General features: G+C 63.3%; 17 protein-coding genes. 12 read left to right on the top strand and 5 right to left on the bottom strand.

The features are described 5' to 3' along the window. Positions 1-223: 223 nt before the first annotated feature. The gene (locus AC1DXM_RS16530) at positions 224-490 is read right to left on the bottom strand and encodes an SEL1-like repeat protein (RefSeq protein ID WP_025583692.1); all 267 of its coding nucleotides are present in this window, start codon (positions 488-490) and stop codon (positions 224-226) included. Between the two features lie 444 nt (positions 491-934). On the opposite strand from AC1DXM_RS16530, the gene AC1DXM_RS16525 reads away from it, so the two are divergent. The 5 genes from AC1DXM_RS16525 to AC1DXM_RS16505 all read left to right on the top strand — a co-directional run bounded on the left by AC1DXM_RS16525 (position 935) and on the right by AC1DXM_RS16505 (position 4,760). Continuing rightward, positions 935-1,276, top strand: a complete 342-nt coding sequence (locus AC1DXM_RS16525) for a DUF2147 domain-containing protein (RefSeq protein ID WP_203278043.1) — start codon at positions 935-937, stop codon at positions 1,274-1,276. A gap of 224 nt (positions 1,277-1,500) precedes the next feature. After that, the gene (locus AC1DXM_RS16520; RefSeq protein ID WP_185970258.1) at positions 1,501-1,659 is read left to right on the top strand and encodes a hypothetical protein; all 159 of its coding nucleotides are present in this window, start codon (positions 1,501-1,503) and stop codon (positions 1,657-1,659) included. 39 nt (positions 1,660-1,698) lie between these two features. Then, on the top strand, positions 1,699-1,893 hold the full coding sequence (locus AC1DXM_RS16515) for a hypothetical protein (RefSeq protein ID WP_477234248.1): 195 nt from the start codon (positions 1,699-1,701) through the stop codon (positions 1,891-1,893). 270 nt (positions 1,894-2,163) lie between these two features. Continuing rightward, positions 2,164-3,624 (top strand): AMP nucleosidase, encoded by a 1,461-nt coding sequence (locus AC1DXM_RS16510; protein WP_477234377.1) that lies wholly within the window; start codon positions 2,164-2,166, stop codon positions 3,622-3,624. A 122-nt stretch (positions 3,625-3,746) separates the two neighbouring features. After that, a complete protein-coding gene (locus AC1DXM_RS16505) occupies positions 3,747-4,760 on the top strand; it encodes an endonuclease/exonuclease/phosphatase family protein (protein WP_477234375.1) in 1,014 nt (337 codons plus the stop codon). Between the two features lie 25 nt (positions 4,761-4,785). Here AC1DXM_RS16505 and AC1DXM_RS16500 read toward each other — a convergent pair whose 3' ends face one another. Both AC1DXM_RS16500 and AC1DXM_RS16495 read right to left on the bottom strand, forming a co-directional pair. Further along, entirely contained in the window at positions 4,786-5,385 is a 600-nt protein-coding gene (locus tag AC1DXM_RS16500) for a DUF922 domain-containing protein (RefSeq protein ID WP_477234246.1), read from the bottom strand. Positions 5,386-5,533: 148 nt separating this feature from the next. After that, positions 5,534-7,213, bottom strand: coding sequence for an electron transfer flavoprotein-ubiquinone oxidoreductase (locus AC1DXM_RS16495; RefSeq protein WP_477234244.1), 1,680 nt, complete (start codon positions 7,211-7,213; stop codon positions 5,534-5,536). 219 nt (positions 7,214-7,432) lie between these two features. On the opposite strand from AC1DXM_RS16495, the gene AC1DXM_RS16490 reads away from it, so the two are divergent. From AC1DXM_RS16490 to AC1DXM_RS16480, 3 genes are all read left to right on the top strand, one after another. After that, positions 7,433-8,071, top strand: coding sequence for a hypothetical protein (locus AC1DXM_RS16490; protein ID WP_477234242.1), 639 nt, complete (start codon positions 7,433-7,435; stop codon positions 8,069-8,071). Between the two features lie 93 nt (positions 8,072-8,164). Then, positions 8,165-9,043, top strand: a complete 879-nt coding sequence (locus AC1DXM_RS16485) for a uracil-DNA glycosylase (protein ID WP_477234240.1) — start codon at positions 8,165-8,167, stop codon at positions 9,041-9,043. Between the two features lie 255 nt (positions 9,044-9,298). Beyond that, complete coding sequence (locus AC1DXM_RS16480; protein ID WP_477234238.1) at positions 9,299-10,111, top strand: helix-turn-helix domain-containing protein; 813 nt, start codon at positions 9,299-9,301, stop codon at positions 10,109-10,111. 28 nt (positions 10,112-10,139) lie between these two features. Here AC1DXM_RS16480 and AC1DXM_RS16475 read toward each other — a convergent pair whose 3' ends face one another. Continuing rightward, the gene (locus tag AC1DXM_RS16475; protein WP_477234236.1) at positions 10,140-11,042 is read right to left on the bottom strand and encodes a DMT family transporter; all 903 of its coding nucleotides are present in this window, start codon (positions 11,040-11,042) and stop codon (positions 10,140-10,142) included. A 315-nt stretch (positions 11,043-11,357) separates the two neighbouring features. Between AC1DXM_RS16475 and pepN the strand changes: the two genes are divergently transcribed. From pepN to AC1DXM_RS16455, 4 genes are all read left to right on the top strand, one after another. Next, positions 11,358-13,997 (top strand): aminopeptidase N, encoded by a 2,640-nt coding sequence (pepN, locus tag AC1DXM_RS16470; RefSeq protein WP_477234234.1) that lies wholly within the window; start codon positions 11,358-11,360, stop codon positions 13,995-13,997. Between the two features lie 320 nt (positions 13,998-14,317). Beyond that, positions 14,318-16,639, top strand: a complete 2,322-nt coding sequence (locus AC1DXM_RS16465) for a PAS domain-containing sensor histidine kinase (protein ID WP_477234232.1) — start codon at positions 14,318-14,320, stop codon at positions 16,637-16,639. 88 nt (positions 16,640-16,727) lie between these two features. After that, complete coding sequence (locus tag AC1DXM_RS16460) at positions 16,728-16,988, top strand: type II toxin-antitoxin system prevent-host-death family antitoxin (protein WP_477234230.1); 261 nt, start codon at positions 16,728-16,730, stop codon at positions 16,986-16,988. Continuing rightward, positions 16,985-17,422, top strand: a complete 438-nt coding sequence (locus AC1DXM_RS16455) for a type II toxin-antitoxin system PemK/MazF family toxin (RefSeq protein WP_477234228.1) — start codon at positions 16,985-16,987, stop codon at positions 17,420-17,422. The genes AC1DXM_RS16460 and AC1DXM_RS16455 overlap by 4 nt, the downstream gene beginning before the upstream one ends. A 55-nt stretch (positions 17,423-17,477) precedes the next feature. Here the strand turns inward: AC1DXM_RS16455 and AC1DXM_RS16450 are convergent, their stop codons facing one another. Then, the gene (locus tag AC1DXM_RS16450) at positions 17,478-17,951 is read right to left on the bottom strand and encodes an EF-hand domain-containing protein (protein ID WP_477234226.1); all 474 of its coding nucleotides are present in this window, start codon (positions 17,949-17,951) and stop codon (positions 17,478-17,480) included. Between the last annotated feature and the right edge of the window lie 22 nt (positions 17,952-17,973).

The following is a 17,973-nucleotide window of genomic DNA, read 5'->3' as shown; positions in this document are numbered from 1 at the left end:
GTGGCTTTTGCTCGTCAAGCGATCCCCATGCGCCCCCGCGCCACGAAAATCCGCTCGCCGTCCCCATTGCCGTGCACGACTGGGCCAAATCGGCCTGCCGCATTCTTGCTCTTCGTCGCCGACCGTCTTGTCGCGGTCTTGTTGTCTACCGGTTCCGGCCGTCTATGCGGTCTTGATCCCGGGGCTTCCCGGTCTTTCGTACATCTGCTCGAGATCGGCGATCTCAGTGCATGGTCATCCATTCACGGGCTTCGCGCAGCGCCCTGGCGATCTCGACCTTGGACATTGCGGCCGACAGTTCCGAGCGCAGTTCGGCGGCGCGGATCGAGCCCTTGATGGCGGCGATGTTGAACCATTTGTGGGCGGCAACGACATCGGTCTCGCAATCGCGGCCGGTCGCATACATCATGCCCAGTTCGAAAAGAATGTCGGCCTGGGCAGTTGCCCCCATGGCGCCGAAGCCGGCTTCAAGCATTTCAAAACGTGCCATTTTAGTCCCCTGTCTGGCTCCCGAGAGCGGGCCTTTTCTTTCCCCCGGTGTCCCCTGGGGAGCCGCTCTTTCGATGCTTTCGAGAATGAAGCCGAGCCTTGAATTCGTCGTTAAATGGCGTGCTTAATTTGGAGAAAACAAAGCTAAAACAAGAGGTAAACGCGGAAATTCGTTAAGGATACAAAGTCAGCAACCGCGCCGTTTCGCGCCGGATTTGACGAAAATTTGTGGGGCTCCGATCAACACTCTGCTAACCACGGGAACCAAAGCCAACGCCTCGATCGTTTCATTTCATGGTCGCTGAGCGCTTTCTCGACCCTCATGAAAATTGCAAACCCTTCCCTCGCGGCACCCGCTTTTGTTTTGCCGGGAGCTGGATTAGCTTACGTTTGCGTAAGGGGCAGAGAGGCGGGCGCCCCACCCAAAACCACAGGGAGGACAGATATGTTTCGGAAAGTGAGCTTGGCCCTGGCGGCTACAGTGATGATGGCGGGCGCGGCCTGGGCCGATCCGATCGAAGGCAATTGGAAGACGCAAGCCGGCGACACCGCACTCATCGGCGGCAGCGGCTCATTCTCCATCACACTGAAGACCGGCAAATATGCAGGCAAGACCATCGGCTCGCTCAAGCCGGCCGGCGACAACAAATATGCCGGCAACATCACAGATCCGGCAAATGACAAGACCTATTCCGGCAAGGCGACACTGTCGGGCACATCGCTGAAGATGAGCGGCTGCGTGCTCGGCGGGCTGATCTGCAAGAGCCAGACCTGGCACAAGCTCTGAGCTCGCTGTTCTAACGTGACCACAACGGGGCCCTCGCAGGCCCCGTTTTCTTTTCCAGGACGGTCCACGACATACCCGCATCGGCACCTCGCGGCCTCGTAGCCGAGCCGACACGCTCCCTAAAACATCATCAATCACTTTGAACCGCAGATGAACGCCGGCATCAGAGCCGGTTCAGTCGGATCAGGGCATTTTGAAGGCGTGTTCAAGGAGACACCACGCAAATGCTCGCTCGCCGCTTCACCATCGTCTGCCTGTTGATGAGCCTGTTCGGCATGTTCTTCGCCATTCTCGTGGCCGAAGCCGGCCGTCCGGCCCGCTCCTGGGATGCAGCCAGTTCCAGCAGCTGCCAGTTCGATTGCATGAACCATTTTCGCCCCTGAGACGACAAAGACGTAGATCCAAACAGAAAAGCCAATGCCATGAACCGCACAGCCATCAACGCCCTCAAGACCCTCCGGCTTCTGCCGCGGGCGGTGCTCGTCCTGATCGTGTTGTCGGCGCCGGTTCTGGCCATGCCGATGATGCGGGCCGACGCCGACACGACGATCGACGCGCCGGCGACGAAGAAGCATGGCGTTGGCTTTGTCCTGCTGGTCAGCCTGCAGCGCGGGTAAGGTGCGCTGATATTCAGGTCAGACCGCCCTGCGGAAGGCGGCCTCCTGCGCTTCCAGTGCTCGCGTACGCTAATTACGCTCCGCCGGTTCTCGGAATCCCCCATTTTCGACTCGGCCTGACCTGAGTCTCCACACACCTTGAAACGTGGTGGAATAAATCTTCGCCTTGGCCGTCTTGGTGGCCACCCTCCCCCTCCCAAGTGCTCTTCTGAGTCTCTATATTGAGACATGGAAAAGCGAATCTACCCACAAGCTATCGAATCGGTCGTCATGCCGGAGCCTTTCGGCAAGAAGAGCTTCGACGACGCCAAAAAGGCCGTGGCCGCGTTGCAGGGGCTCTACGACCGCAACACCAAATTCCTGCGTGATTCCTTTGCGGCACTTGCCGCCGGCGGCGACGAGAGCAAGCGCTACCGCGCCTTCTACCCGGAGATCGGCGTCACCACCAATTCATTCACCCAGATCGACTCGCGCCAGGCGTATGGCCACATGCCGACGCCGGGGCATTTCTCGACCACCATCACTCAGCCGGCGCTGTTCGAAACCTATCTCGTCGAGCAGCTTCGGCTGATCATGCGCAATCATGGCGTGCCGGTGACGGTTTCGGAATCGACCACGCCGATCCCGCTGCATTTCGCCTTCCTAGAAGGCACGCATGTCGACGGCGCCGCCGCCGAGCGCATCAAGCGGCCGATCCGCGACCTGTTCGACGTGCCGGATCTCGACGGCACCGACGACCAGATCGCCAATGGCACATTCGAAGTGGCGTTCGGCGAACCGAGGCCGCTGGCGCCATTCACGGCGCAGCGCATCGACTATTCGCTGCACCGCATGACGCATTACACGGCGACCAGCCCGCAGCATTTCCAGAACTTCGTGCTGTTCACCAACTACCAGTTCTACATCGATGAGTTCGTCGCCCGTGCCCGGACCCAGATGGCGGAAGGCGGCCACGGCTATACCGAATTCGTCGAGCCAGGCAATGTCGTCACCAAGGCCGGGCAGAGCGCGCCCAGCGAAGGCGTGGCGACGCCGCGCCTGCCGCAGATGCCGGCCTACCATCTGAAGAAGCCGAACCATGGCGGCATCACCATGGTCAACATCGGCGTCGGCCCATCCAACGCCAAGACGATCACCGACCATATCGCGGTGCTCAGGCCACATGCCTGGCTGATGCTCGGCCATTGCGCCGGCCTGCGCAACACGCAGGCGCTGGGCGACTATGTGCTGGCGCATGCCTATGTCAGGGAGGACCATGTGCTGGACGACGACCTGCCGGTGTGGGTGCCGATCCCGCCGCTGGCCGAGATCCAGGTGGCACTGCAGGAGGCGGTCGCCGAAGTCACCGGGCTTTCCGGCTACGATCTCAAGCGCATCATGCGCACCGGCACCGTCGCCACTATCGACAACCGCAACTGGGAGCTGCGCGACCAGCGCGGACCGGTGCAACGGCTGTCGCAGTCACGCGCCATCGCGCTCGACATGGAATCGGCCACCATCGCCGCAAATGGCTTCCGCTTCCGTGTGCCCTACGGCACGCTGCTGTGTGTCTCGGACAAGCCGCTGCACGGCGAGTTGAAGCTGCCCGGCATGGCGACCGAATTCTACAAGCGGCAAGTGGCGCAGCATCTGACCATCGGCATCAAGGCGATGGAGAAGCTGGCGGAAATGCCGATGGAACGGCTGCATTCGCGCAAGCTTAGAAGTTTTTCGGAGACGGCCTTCCAGTAGACTGGCTTCCCGTAAATGTTGGCCGCGAGGCGTTTCGTCATCTTGATTGGGCCGCATTTGCGCCGATAACAGGCCTGACACCTCGGCAATCAAAACCCGGTCTTATGGCACGCGTGCGAAACATGATGGCTTCGATGGCGTTCCTGGCAATGCTCGGCCTCTCGGCCGCGCTTGTGGCCGGGTTCTTTGGCACACTACATCCGGCCTTCGATTCCTTTTCCCATTTCCGCATCCATTTTGCCGTGCTGATGGCGCTGATTGCGCTGCCGCTGCTTGCCACCTCGTTTCGCCTGCAGGCGGGTGTAGGTCTGCTCTTGGCCGTGGCCGCCTTCGCCAGCACGTTGAGCACCTTGCCGCGGCTGTGGCCGGTGCAGGCCGCCGGTGACGCCGAGCCCGGTAATGAGACGGTCTATCGGCTGCTGCAGATGAACCTGCGCTTCAACAATCCGACGCCCAAGAAGGTTCTTTCGCTGATCGGCCGGACCAACCCCGACGTAATCACGCTCGACGAAGTATCGGCGATGTGGGCAACCGAGCTCGGCTATATCAGCAGCGCCTATCCCTATCGCATCCTGTGCGCCTATCCCAACGGCGTGTTCGGGGTGGCGCTGTTGTCCAGGCGGCCGTTTGCCGTCGGTACCGAACCATACTGCGAACCGCGCGGCGCGATGGCCACCGCCACGGTCGACTTCGGCGGTATCGGCGTCGATGTCGCGGCGATCCATCTGAGCTGGCCGTGGCCGAAGGAGCAATACTGGCAGATTGGCGAGTTGACCAAGACCCTCACTTCGCTGGGCGAGACGGCGATCATGGCCGGCGACTGCAACGCCGTGCCATGGAGCGCTGCGGTGCGGCGCGTCGCCTCGCTCGGCGGACTGACCGTGATGCCATCGGCCGGGCCGAGCTGGATTCACCGGACGCTGCCCGACTTCCTGCGCCGCTACGCGGGCCTGCCGATCGACCAGGTATTCTCGAAGGGCGGGGTGACAATCCTGTCGTCAACCCGGCTGGAAGACACCGGCTCTGACCATCTGCCGGTGATGGTGGAATTTTCGCTGAAGCGCGACGAGAACAAGCCGGTCGACGAGGACGCCACCGCGACCGTGTCGCTGATCCAGCCCGGCACGCGCGGCTAGATCGACACGTTACGGGCTTGGGGTTTCACAAGCCCACCAGGGCCTCGATGATGCGCTCGACATGGCCGCCTTCACTGTGCTCGCGCGTGTCGAAGGCGATCTGTTTCGCTTCATAGACCTTGGCGGTGGCTTCCAGGCGCCGCCGGGCTTCGGCGCGCGTCTTATTGCATTGCGGATCGTTGGCAAATTTCATGCCGCGAACCGACCGCTCTGCGGCCTGCATCATCTGCCCGGCGATACGGCCATGGGTTCCTTCATGAGCGAGAACGCCGGTGAAGAACCGGTTCCAGCGTTTGCGCAGCGCCGGCGTGACGGCCGAGGCCACGCGCGGATAGGTGTAGGTGATGTTGAGCGTTCCATTGGCCTGGCGCAGGCGGCAGACGCCGTTGACCTGGCCGAGGTCCAGGCTCCAGTCCGCAGTGTAGCTCGTCTGCGCGATGGCGTGGGTCATGAAACCGTGCTTAGGCCCCCTGCGGTTCATGGCTACGACCAGACCGGCACCCGTGGCGCCGGTAATGTCGTAGGTTCGCGTCTTGACCACGGTTTTCACGCCGGCAGACGCCGTCCCGACGATGCCGCAGGCCGCGCCTATGACGGCGACGCAAAACAAGACCAACACCCGCATGCCATTCTCCCACATGGACACGGCAATGAGACCACAAGCAGATGACGGTTTCAACAATCAATGGCGCCGGGCGCCTTACATGCCCTGGTAGACCGGGCCTTCGCCGGTATTCTTTGTTGGCGGCGGTCGAGACGGCCCGGCCAGCGGCTTACATGCCCTGGTAGACCGGGCCTTCGCCGCCTTGTGGCGGCACCCAGTTGATGTTCTGGTTGGGATCCTTGATGTCGCAGGTTTTGCAGTGCACGCAGTTCTGCGCGTTGATGACGAAGCGCACATCCTTGGCGGCCGGATCGGCCGCGGCGTTGCCGTCCTTGTCGACCCATTCGTAGACGCCGGCCGGGCAATAGCGGGTCGACGGCCCGGCAAAGACGTCGTGCTCGGAACGCTGCTGCAGCGCCATGTCGCCGACGATCAAATGCACGGGCTCGTTTTCCTCGTGATTAGTATTGGACAGGAACACCGAGGACAGCCGGTCGAAGGTCAGCACGCCATCCGGCTTGGGATAGGCTATCTTCGTGTGCTTGGCGGCTGGCTCGAGCGTGGCATAATCGGCCTTGCCGTGCTTCAGCGTGCCGAAGGGCGAGAAGCCGAACAGCGTGTTCAGCCACATGTCGAGCCCGCCGAGGCCGACGCCGATAATGGTGCCGAAGCGCGACCATAGCGGCTTGACGTTGCGCACCTTCTTCAGGTCCTTGCCAATGTCGGTCGCTCGCCAGGCCGCCTCGTAGGAGGCCAATTCGTCATTGGCGCGGCCGGCGCTGATGGCTTGCGCGACATGGTCGGCCGCCAGCATGCCGGACAGCACCGCATTGTGCGAGCCCTTGATGCGCGGAACGTTGACGAAGCCGGCAGCACAACCCATCAGCACGCCGCCGGGGAAGGACAGTTTCGGCACCGACTGCCAGCCGCCTTCGGTGATGGCGCGCGCGCCATAGCCGATGCGCTTTGCGCCCGCGAAGGTGCCCGATATCGCCGGATGGGTCTTGAAGCGCTGGAATTCCTCGAACGGCGAAAGCCAGGGATTCTTGTAGTTGAGATGCAGGACGAAGCCGACCGCAACCTGGTTGTCCTCCAGATGGTACAGGAACGAGCCGCCGCCGGTCTTCAGATCGAGCGGCCAGCCGAAGGAATGCTGCACCAGGCCCGGCCGGTGGTTCTCCGGCTTGACCTGCCACAGTTCCTTGAGGCCGATGCCGTATTTGCCGGGCTCGCGACCGTCGGACAGCTTGTATTTGGCGATCAGCTGCTTGGCGAGAGAGCCGCGCGCGCCTTCGCCGATCAGCACATATTTGCCCATCAGCGCCATGCCGGGCGCAAAGCCCGGGCCGTGCGTGCCGTCCTTTTCGACGCCCATGTCGCCGGTGATGACGCCGGTGACGGCGCCGGCATCGTTGTAGACAAGGCTGGCGGCGGCAAAGCCCGGATAGATTTCGACGCCCAGCGCTTCGGCCTTGCCAGCCAGCCAGCGGCAGACATTACCGAGCGAGACGATGTAGTTGCCGTGATTGTTCATCAGCGGCGGCATCATGATGTTGGGCAGGCGGAACGAGCCGGCAGGGCCGAGCACCAGGAAATGGTCTTCGGTGACCGGCGTCTTGAAGGGATGGCCATCCTCCTCGCGCCAACCTGGCAGCAGGCGGTCGATGCCGATGGGATCGACGACGGCGCCGGACAATATGTGGGCGCCGACCTCGCCGCCCTTTTCCAGCACGACGACGGAAAGCTCGGGATTGACCTGCTTGAGCCGGATCGCCGCGGCAAGGCCCGCTGGGCCGGCCCCGACGATGACCACGTCGAATTCCATGCTCTCGCGTTCGATCTCGCTCATCAACCCCTCCGCACTGGCTAACCGTTTCCGGGCATCTTGCTGGCTCTTGCGCTGCATAGCGCATCAATCCGCGACAGGAAACCGGCGCTGACGTGACAATGCCGTTTTCGCCAAAAAGTCGCGGATAATGGTGATGCTGCACGCCTTTTGCGCTTAGCCGGACCGTGCTTCCCATATTTTAATTGTTCGACGGCTCGCTTATCGGCCATACTTCGGCCTATGCGCACGCCGTCCGGCTCTTCATTGACGCGCTTTCCCCTTCCGCCCGGCCGGACCTGCCGAGCGCTTCTTCTTGCCCTTTCGCTGCTGGCGCCGGTTGAGGCTCATGCCGATCCGGTGAAGGTGTGGGCGACCGGGGCCTACTCCTTTTCCGACGAGCTTGGCGGCTTCCACATCACCGGCGCCTCGGGCCTCGGCACCAAGGAAGACCCGCTGGTCATCTCCGAGGAGCTGAATTCGTCGACCCCGGTGACGCTCACGATCCGCACCACCAAACCGATCCAGCCGTTCAGCACCAATGGTGAATTCGCCAACGGCGTGCTGTACATGCGCATCGAGGTGCTCAACAACAGCGGCCAGGCCTGGGTCGAATTCCAGTTCGAGCTGCAGGAGATCCTCAACCAGCCGAGCGTGTTCGGCGACGGCCTGTCGTTCGACCAGCGCAACAAGACGCCCGATAATATCTTGTCGAGCACCTATGCCGATTTCGACCGCGATTTCGAACCCTATGACCGGCTGCTGTTCAAAAACGGCAAGATCGACCCGCTGAAGACGGGAAGCTTCGAATTTCTGATCACCGACTATACACCGCGCTGGACGTTCTATCTGGTGCAGGATCCGCGGATACCGACGGGGTAGCGATCTCCCCCTCGTGGGGAGATCAGCTTCCACTACCGGTTTCGCCAATCATCAAACTTGCAAATCGTGGTGGGGCGGACGAATGTGCCCGGCATGACTGCCGCCTCCCCCAACAACCGATCCGACCTTGCCGACCTTCTGGCATTCTACGCCAGCGCAGGCGTCGACGAGGCGTTGGAAGACACGCCGGTGAACCGGTTTGCCGAGGCCGCAACAAGGCCTGCCGAGCGCGCAGCGCCGCCGGCCGCGCCTCCACGCGAAAACAAGGCACCGGAACAACCCACAGCCAGCCCCAGGCTGGATGCGAGCCAGGTGCCGGACGCGCCGGCGCGCTCCGTGCCGGCCACCGCGACCGTGCCCGATGAGGCACAGGCAGCACTTGCCCGGCAAATGGCGGCAAGCGCCTCGACGCTCGACGCGTTGCGCCAGTACATGGCGTCCTTCGACGGCTGCAACCTCAAATTCACCGCCAAGAACCTGGTCTTCGCCGACGGCAATCCGCAGGCATCGCTGATGCTGGTCGGCGAGGCGCCCGGCCGCGACGAGGACATTGAGGGCCTGCCCTTCGTCGGCCGCTCCGGCAGGCTGCTCGACCGCATGCTGGCGGCGATCGGGCTTGACCGCACTTCCGCCTATATCGCCAACGTCATCCCCTGGCGGCCGCCCGGCAACCGCACGCCGACGCCGCACGAGACCGAAATTTGCCGCCCCTTCATCGAGCGGCAGATCGAGCTGGTCAATCCGAAGGTGCTGGTCAATCTCGGCGGCCCATCGGCCAAGACCTTGCTCAACACGAGCGAAGGCATTTTGCGGCTGCGCGGCAACTGGCGGGTTCACACGACGGCGTCCGGCATTGCCATTCCGGCGATGCCGACACTGCATCCGGCCTACCTGCTCAGGACCCCGGCGCACAAGAAGCTGGCTTGGCGGGATTTCCTTGAGGTTAAGGCGAAGCTGAAGGGGTTGGGGTGACTAGCAATCTCCCCCCTCGTGGGGGAGATGTCCGGCAGGACAGAGGGGGGCGCGAAGGATCGCTAGCCTCACAATCTCCCTTATTTTCGGCCAGCAGAAGCAGCCCAAAAAATAGCGGACAGGTCGGCGGGACAGCGCCCCCTGCTGTCCTGCCGGGCATCTCCCCCACAAGGGGGGAGATCAACTGTCGCCTCGGCCTCACCATGACCTCGGAAGTAATTGAAATACGCCGCTCCCCGGCCTAGTCCTGCACCCATGACAACAGCCCAGACCTCCGCCGGCAGCCTGATCCGCGAATGGCGCACACGCCGGCGCATGAGCCAGCTCGATCTCGCCATGGAGGCCGAGATTTCGCAGCGGCATCTCTCCTTCGTCGAAAGCGGCCGCGCGGCCCCCTCGCGCGACATGGTGCTGCATCTCGCGGAGCAGCTTGAGATCCCGCTCAGGCAGCGCAACCAGCTGCTACTTGCCGCCGGTTTCGCGCCGAGCTTCAGCGAACGGCCGCTCACCGACACGACGCTGGCGCCGGCAATGGCGGCAGTCGAGACCGTTCTCAAGGGCCATGAACCGTTTCCAGCGCTCGCCGTCGACCGGCACTGGAACCTGATTTCGGCCAATGCCGCCATCGGCCCGTTTCTGACCGATGTGGCCGAGCCGTCGCTGCTTCAGCCGCCGGTCAACGTCCTGCGTCTCAGCCTGCACCCGAACGGCATCGCGCCGCGCATCGTCAATCTCGCCGAGTGGCGGGCGCATCTGCTGGAGCGGCTGAAACGCCAGAACGATGCCGCTGGCGATCCCGTGCTGGTCGAGCTGGAGCGTGAATTGCGAACCTATCCGTCCGGCCTCAAGGGCGCGCGGCCTGTGCCGGTCGAGCCTAGCGGCATCGTCCATCCGCTGCGGCTGGCGCATGGTGATCAGGTTCTGTCCTTCATCAGCACCATCACCGTCTTCGGCACCCCGCTCGACGTGACGCTGTCGGAACTGGCGATCGAGTCTTTCTTCCCGGCCGACGAGGAGACGAGGGCGGTGTTGGTGCGGCTGGCGAAGGAGCGGGCGGAAGCGAACTGAGCCAGCCCTGCCCTGCGCGGGCCTCTCATCATCCTTGTGGCGGCGCCGCTTTTCGGGTGCGGGTGCGTTCCAGGCCGAGCTGGCGCTCGCGCCAGATGATGAAGATGCCGGCGGCGACGACGATCACGCCGCCGACCAGCGTGTTGATGGTGGCGACATCGCCGAAGGCGAAATAACCGACGACGACACCAAGGATCATCGAGGTGTATTCGAACGGCGCCACCACCGAGGCCTCGGCATGACGGTAGGCGGCCGTCATCAGGATCTGCGCCAGCCCGCCGCAAAAACCAGCGGCAACCAGCAGGCCGGCCTGCAGCGGCGTCAGCGCCTGCCAGCCGAAGGGCAGTGTAAACAGCGCCATGACGCTCGCCGTTGCCGAAAACCACAACACGATGGTCGCAGTCCGTTCGGTCTGAACAAGATTGCGCACGAGCAGGATGGCGTTGGCGGAGATCGCCGCGGAAACCAGCGCCGCAACCACGCCCAGCACCTCCTGGTCGCCGAGCGCGGCGCCCGACGTGAGAAGCGTCAGTTCCGGCCATGAGATGATCAGCACGCCGACCAGGCCGACGGCGACCGCGCTCCAGCGATAGACGCGAATGGCCTCGCCGAGGAAAAGTGAGGAAAACACCACCACCAGCAGCGGCTGGGCATAGTTCAGCGTGATCGCTTCCGGCAGCGGCAGCCGCGTCAGCGCGAAGAAGCCGAGCCCCATGGCGCTAACGCCGACGACACCACGCGCGACATGGTTCAACGGACGCTTGGTCGCAAACGCGGTACCCAGTTTCCCCTTCAAGGCCAGGAAGACGATGATCGGGAATATGGCGAAGAAGGAGCGGAAAAAGACAATCTGGCCGGCAGGCAAGGTGCCGGCTGCCTTGATGCAGGTTTGCATGCCGACAAAGACCGCCACCGACATGATCTTGAGCATGATCCCGGTCAGGACACGACCGGGGTGATCGGACAGTTTCCCCGCCGCCTCGCCTCTCCGCCCCGAAGTCACGCTCCCGCCGCTTCCCGGAGCGCCGCTGAGATGCACGTCACACGACGCAGCACAGAGGCGCGCATGCCGAACTTCGGTGTGACGATGGTCATCAAGGCCTCGCAATGGAAGGAGAACGCCGTGAAATAGGCATTGGCGCAGTTTTGTCGAGGGACCGTTTCGTGTAAAGAGCGCCCAACTTCAGATTTTATGGGCCAGCGGACACGTCAGCGGCCTCCGATAGCGACAGGGAAACCCCAGGGAATGCGAACCGATACCGGCCAGGTCTTCAGGCTCGAAGACTATCGCCCCAGCGACTTTTCCATTCCGCAAACCGGCCTGACCTTTCGCCTTTCGCCAGACGCAACGCGCGTCACCGCCGTGCTTACGATCGAACGCCGCGATGGCGCCGCCGCCTCGGCGCCGCTGGTGCTCGACGGCGACGGGCTGATGCTGAAACGCATCGCCATCGACGGCCGCGAGCTCGCGCCGGTGGATTATCTCGCCACGCCGGACCAGCTGACCATTTTGAGGCCGCCGGCCCGCTTCGAGCTGCTGCTCGAGACCGAGATCGCACCGGCCAGCAATGAGGCTCTGATGGGCCTCTACCGCTCCAGCAATGTCTATTGCACGCAATGCGAGGCCGAGGGCTTTCGCCGCATCACCTATTTCCTCGACCGCCCCGACATCCTGTCGGTCTACACCGTGCGCATCGAGGCAAGGCTGGACGAGGCGCCGTTGCTCCTCTCCAACGGCAACCCGGTGGAAAGCGGCGCGCTGGCCGATGGCTGGCACTATGCCAGATGGCACGACCCTTTCCCCAAGCCGTCCTATCTGTTCGCGCTGGTGGCTGGCAATCTCGGCCAGGTCGCCGACAGTTTCGTCACGATGTCCGGCCGCAAGGTCGAGCTCGGCATCTATGTCGAGCCGGGCAAGGAGGGGCTTGCCGGCTACGCCATGGATGCGCTCAAGCGCTCGATGCAATGGGACGAGCAGGCGTTCGGCCGCGAATACGATCTCGACGTCTTCAACATCGTCGCCGTCTCCGACTTCAACATGGGCGCGATGGAGAATAAGGGCCTCAACATCTTCAACGACAAATATGTGCTTGCCGACCGGGAGACCGCGACCGACGCCGATTTCGCCAATATCGAGGCGATCATCGCGCATGAATATTTCCACAACTGGACAGGCAACCGGATCACCTGCCGCGACTGGTTCCAGCTCTGCCTGAAGGAAGGGCTGACGGTCTTTCGCGACCACGAATTCTCCGCCGACCAGCGCTCGCGCGCGGTCAAGCGCATTGCCGAGGTGCGCACGCTGAGGGCGCATCAATTCCCCGAGGATCAGGGGCCGCTGGCGCATCCGGTGCGGCCGCGCCGCTACCGCGAGATCAACAATTTCTACACGGCGACGGTCTACGAAAAGGGCTCGGAAGTCGTGCGCATGATCCGCACCATTCTCGGGCCGGAAGCCTTCCGCGCCGGCATGGACCTCTATTTCGAGCGCCATGACGGCGAGGCCGCGACGATCGAAGATTTCCTGAAGGTGTTCGAGGACGCCTCAGGGCGCGACCTGTCGCAGTTCGCGCTGTGGTATCATCAGGCGGGCACGCCGAACCTGACCGTCAGTTCGACGCACAATCCGGCAACGCGCGAGTTCACGCTCGAGATCGAGCAGTCGGTGCCGCCGACACCGTCGGAAAGCCGCAAGCGGCTGATGCACATTCCGCTCGCCTTCGGCCTGGTCGGCCCCGGCGGCGAGCCGGTCGCTTATGGCGGCGTCGAGGGCGCCGCCGTCGAGGATGGCGTCATCCATATCCGCAAGCGCCGGCATATGGTGCGCTTCTCCGGCGTTGACGAGCGGCCGGCGGTGTCGCTCAACCGCGGCTTTTCGGCACCGATCACGCTTTCTGTCGAGCAGAAGGCCGACGACCAGTTCTTCCTCGCCGGCCACGACAGCGACGCGTTCGCGCGCTGGCAGGCGTTCAACACACTGCTCACCGATGCACTGATAGCGGCCTTCCGCCAGATCCTCGGCGGCGCGAAACCGGCCTTCAGCGCCAGGCTGACCGGGCTTGCCGGCAAGATCGCCGGCGATGAGACGCTTGAGCCCGCCTACCGCGCGCTGGCGCTTTCGCTTCCCGGCGAGGCCGACATTGCCCGCGACATCGGGAGGACCATCGATCCCGACGCCATCTTTGCCGCCCGCGAGGCGCTGGCGCTGGCAATCGCCCGCGCCAACCAGGACGCCTTCGCCAATCTTTACGGTCGCCTTGCCGACGATGGTCGGTTCAGCCCCGATGCGGCAAATGCGGGACGACGGGCGCTGCGCAACATCCTGCTCGACTACCTCTCGCTGTTGCCGGGAGGCGCCCCGCTCGCCGCCCGGCATTTCGAGACCGCGACCAACATGACCGACCGCGCCGCGGCGCTCACCGTGCTTGCGCATCGCCATGACGGGTCGCCCGAGGCGGCCAAGGCGCTGGCCAGCTTCGAGGCGCGCTATGGGGCCGATCCGCTGGTCATGGACAAATGGTTCCAGATCCAGGCCAGCGTGCCGGGACCACGGACCGTGGACACGGTGCGCAAGCTCATCGGCCACGCTTCCTTCTCGATGGCCAATCCGAACCGGGTGCGCTCGCTGGTCGGCACATTTTCCAGCGCCAACCAGACCGGCTTCCACCGCGCCGACGGCGAAGGCTACCGGTTTTTTGCGCAGACCGTACTCGAGGTCGAAAAGCGCAACCCGCAAGTCGCGGCAAGATTGGCGACGGCGCTGCGCTCCTGGCGTTCGTTGGAACCGGGCAGACAGGGCAAGGCACGGGAAGCGCTGCTGGCGATCGCCGGTGCCGAGAACCTCTCGGCGGATTTGCGCGATATTGTGGAGCGGACCCTGGCGTGATTACCCCTCCCCCTTGAGGGGAGGGTGGACAGCCGCCGAAGGCGGATGGACGGGTGGGGTCGTTGCGGCAGTGCGCGACTTCAACCAACTTCGACCGTGATTGAACAAGTCGAGCACTTCGCCGACGACCCCACCCGGCCCTTCGGGCCACCCTCCCCTCAAGGGGGAGGGAGAGCCGGCGCTGCGTTATTTCAATCAATTTTTAATGTTTTTTGCCCGCGCCACTGGACAAGGCGAATCACCTTTGATTCTTTACAGACGATTCGGACGTGCGGTGTTGCCGGATCGTCAAGCGTACGGAAATTCGGGGAGTGCCATTTATGGCCAAGGCGGACGCGTGGGGCGCGCCCGAAGGGACAGCTTTTGAGCGGCGCAAGGCGCGAGGCGACGGCCTTGCCGGCAATACGCGGCTCATTGCTGAACCAGCCTACCGGCGGCTCCTGGCTGCCGAACCCCTTCTGCGTCGCTCGATACCGGCGCTCATCATCATCTTCCTGATCGTCATCGCCGCACTGCGCGTCCTCTCGCTGATGAACGAGCGCGACGAGACCGAGCGCGACGTCAAGGCAGTGCTGGGGCTGGCTGCCGGCCAGATGGCGAACGCAATCTCGGCCGATCCGAACGCGGCCGCCAGCGGCGCCATCGATCTGCTGGAAAGCACGAGCCGCCAAGGCGCCATGGGCAGAAGCCACGTGCTCGTCATCACTGACAGCGCCTTCAAGATCATCGCCGTGTCGCCGCTTTCGACCGGCTGGCAAGGGCGATCGCTCGACAGCCTGGTGCTGGACGGCCAGCCCCTGTTCATGTTCGGCGACCGCGCTGGCGTCATGGATGTCAGCATCGGCGGACAGGACTGGTACGCGGCGGTGAGCCTGACCCGCGACAGGAAGAACGCCGCCGCCGTGCTGGTACCGCAGGAAGCGGTGTTCGACAGCTGGCGCAAAACCGTGTCGCTCAACGTCACGCTGTTCGTGCTGACGGCAGGTGTGCTGATCATCATCCTCTACGCCTATTTCGGCCAGGCATCGCGCGCGCAGACGGCCGACCGCATCTACCTCGAAGCCCACCAGCGCATCGACATGGCCTTGGTGCGCGGCCGCTGCGGCCTGTGGGACTGGGACATGGTGCGCGGCAAGATGTACTGGTCGCGCTCGATGTACGACATGCTGGGCTACGAGCCCTGCAACTCGATGCTGTCGTTCGGCGAGGTCGACGACATCATCCACCCCGAAGACGGCGACCTGTTCGAGCTGGCCAACAAAATCGTCGAGCGCGAGATCGACCATATCGACCAGGTGTTCCGCATGCGCCACGCCGACGGCCAGTGGGTGTGGATGCGCGCCAGGGCCCAGGTGATCGACCCGGAAGCGCCTGAGATCCAGCTGATCGGCATTGCCGTCGACGTCACCGAACAGCGGCATCTGGCGTTGCGCTCGGAGGCGGCCGACCTGCGGCTCAGGACCGCAATTGAGAACATCAACGAATCCTTCGTGCTGTGGGATGCCGCCCAGCGGCTGATCATGTGCAATTCCAAATACCAGAAGGACAACGGACTGTCTGACCGCGACGTCATGCCCGGCGCTTCGCGTGCCGTGCTGGAGGAGCGCATGCTGGCCTTCGCCTCGGAACGTCGGCTGGCCAACACCAATGGACCGCAAGGCGGCGCGACCTTCGAGCGGCAGCTCTCCGACGGGCGCTGGCTTCAGGTCAACGAATTGAGGACCAGGGATGGCGGCACCGTCTCGGTCGGCTCCGACATCACCCAGATCAAACTGCACCAGGAAAAGCTGGTCGACAGCGAGCGTCGGCTGATGGCGACCATCCACGACCTCAGCCTCGCCCGTCGGGCCGAGGAGGAACGCGCCAGGGAACTGGTCGAGCTCAACCGCAAATACATGAAGGAAACCGAGCGCGCCGAAGCCGCCAACCGGGCCAAGTCCGAATTCTTGGCCAACATGTCGCACGAACTGCGCACGCCGCTCAACGCTATCATCGGCTTCTCCGAACTGATGGAACAGGGCCTGTTCGGGCCGCTCGGTTCGCCGCGCTACGAGGAATATGCCAACGACATCAACGGCAGCGGCAAATATCTGCTCGGCGTCATCAACGACATACTCGACATGTCGAAGATCGAGGCCGGCCAATTCTCGATGGACCGCGAGGAAATCGATCTCTGTCCGCTGATCCGCGAGACGGTGCGGGTGATCTCGCTGCAGGCGGCGGAGAAATCGATCACGGTCGAAACCCGCATCGCCGATACCATGACGCTGTTCGCCGACCGCCGGGCCATCAAGCAGATCGCCATCAACCTTCTGTCGAATGCGGTGAAGTTCACCGGCCAGGGCGGCCATATCTCGGTGCGCGCCCGCAACACTTCGGGCGCGCTGGTGCTGACCATCGAAGACAATGGCTGCGGCATTCCGAAGGAGGCGCTGAGCAAGCTTGGGCGGCCATTCGAACAGGTGCAGAACCAGTTCTCCAAGAACCACGCTGGCTCCGGCCTTGGGCTCGCCATCTCACGCTCACTGGCCGAGTTGCAGGGCGGCGCGCTGAAAATCCGCTCGACCGAAGGCGTCGGCACAATCGTGTCGGTGCGCATCCCGGTGAAGAAGGCCGCGCCGTCGGTGAAGGCAGCGGCCTGAGGTAGGCCACCCTATCCCCGTGTGCTGAAACAGCCATCCTTGAAAAGGTTATCTATTCTATCTATTATAGACAAAGAGGTAGCTTTTCATGCGCGTGACATCGACCGAATTCCAGCAGAACGTCGGACGCTTCCAGGACGCCGCACAGCGGGCGCCGGTTGCGATTACGAAAAATGGCCGCACCCATACGGTGCTTCTCTCGGCGGCAATGTTTGAAGTGCTGGTCAAGGGACGGGTCGCCCGTGCCGTTGAGGACCTGGACGACGAGACCTTGGACGCGATCGCCAAAAGCGCCGTCCCATCAGAATATGACGAGCTGGATGCGATGCTCAAAGATTGGACGCCGTGAGCCTGCCCAAGCCTGTCCCCGGTCTGGTGATTTCCTACTCCTATCTATGGGCGGACGAGCACAGCAAAGGTGCGGAAGAAGGTCGCAAGAATCGGCCCTGCGCAATCGTTGCCGCGCGTCGGATCGTGGAGGGCCGCGAGGTCGTCACAGTGGTTCCGATTACTCACTCGGCTCCGGGTGATCCCGCCGATGCGATAGAAATACCTGCGCCACTCAAGGCCCATCTCGGACTCGACGATATGCCGTCATGGGTGCTTATCAGCGAAACCAACGATTTCCTTTGGCCCGGGCCTGATCTCAGGTCCATTGCGGGAAGCAGGCCCACCCGCTTTCACTATGGGATGCTGCCGCCTCGCTTCTACGCGTATCTGCGCGAGCGGATTTTGCAGGCTCATGCGAGCCGCGCTCTGCGCCGTGTTCAAAGAAGCGAGTAGCCGAGCGGTCGTGTAAGGTCCCCGGCGGCTTTCGCCGCCGGAGACCTGTCGCCATTCACTGCATGCTGTCGTCGCCGCCGTCCCATTGGCGGTGGCGGCCCATGCGGCCGTTCTTCGGCAGCTCGTTGCGCTCGATCTTGCCGTCATTGTTGCGGTCGAGCATGGCAAACACCTTCTTCTCGCGCCCGGTGATGTCTTCCGTGGTCAGCGTGCCGTCCCCTTTGGTGTCGTAGCGGGCGACGATGCGCTTGGCCATTTCCTCGAAACGCGCCTTCTCCAGCGCGTCGGCGAGCTGGGCGACGGTGAGCTTGCCGCCATTGTCGGCGACCAGCTTCTTCAGCCGTGCGTTCATGGCGTCGGAAAACTGGTCGAAGTTGATGGTGCCGTTGGAATCCTTCATCGCCTTGTCGAGGCGCATCATCGTGCCCTCGCGCATTCTGGCGCTGGCATTGTTCTCGGCATAGGCGGTGGTGCCAACGGCGCCGGCCAAGGCGACGAAGGCAAGGGCAAGTCCGGTTGTCTTTCTCATTGATATCTCCTGTTGCATCGTC

This window comes from Mesorhizobium sp. P3_A2, assembly GCF_056403115.1.
This window is presented reverse-complemented; position numbering and strand designations above follow the sequence as displayed.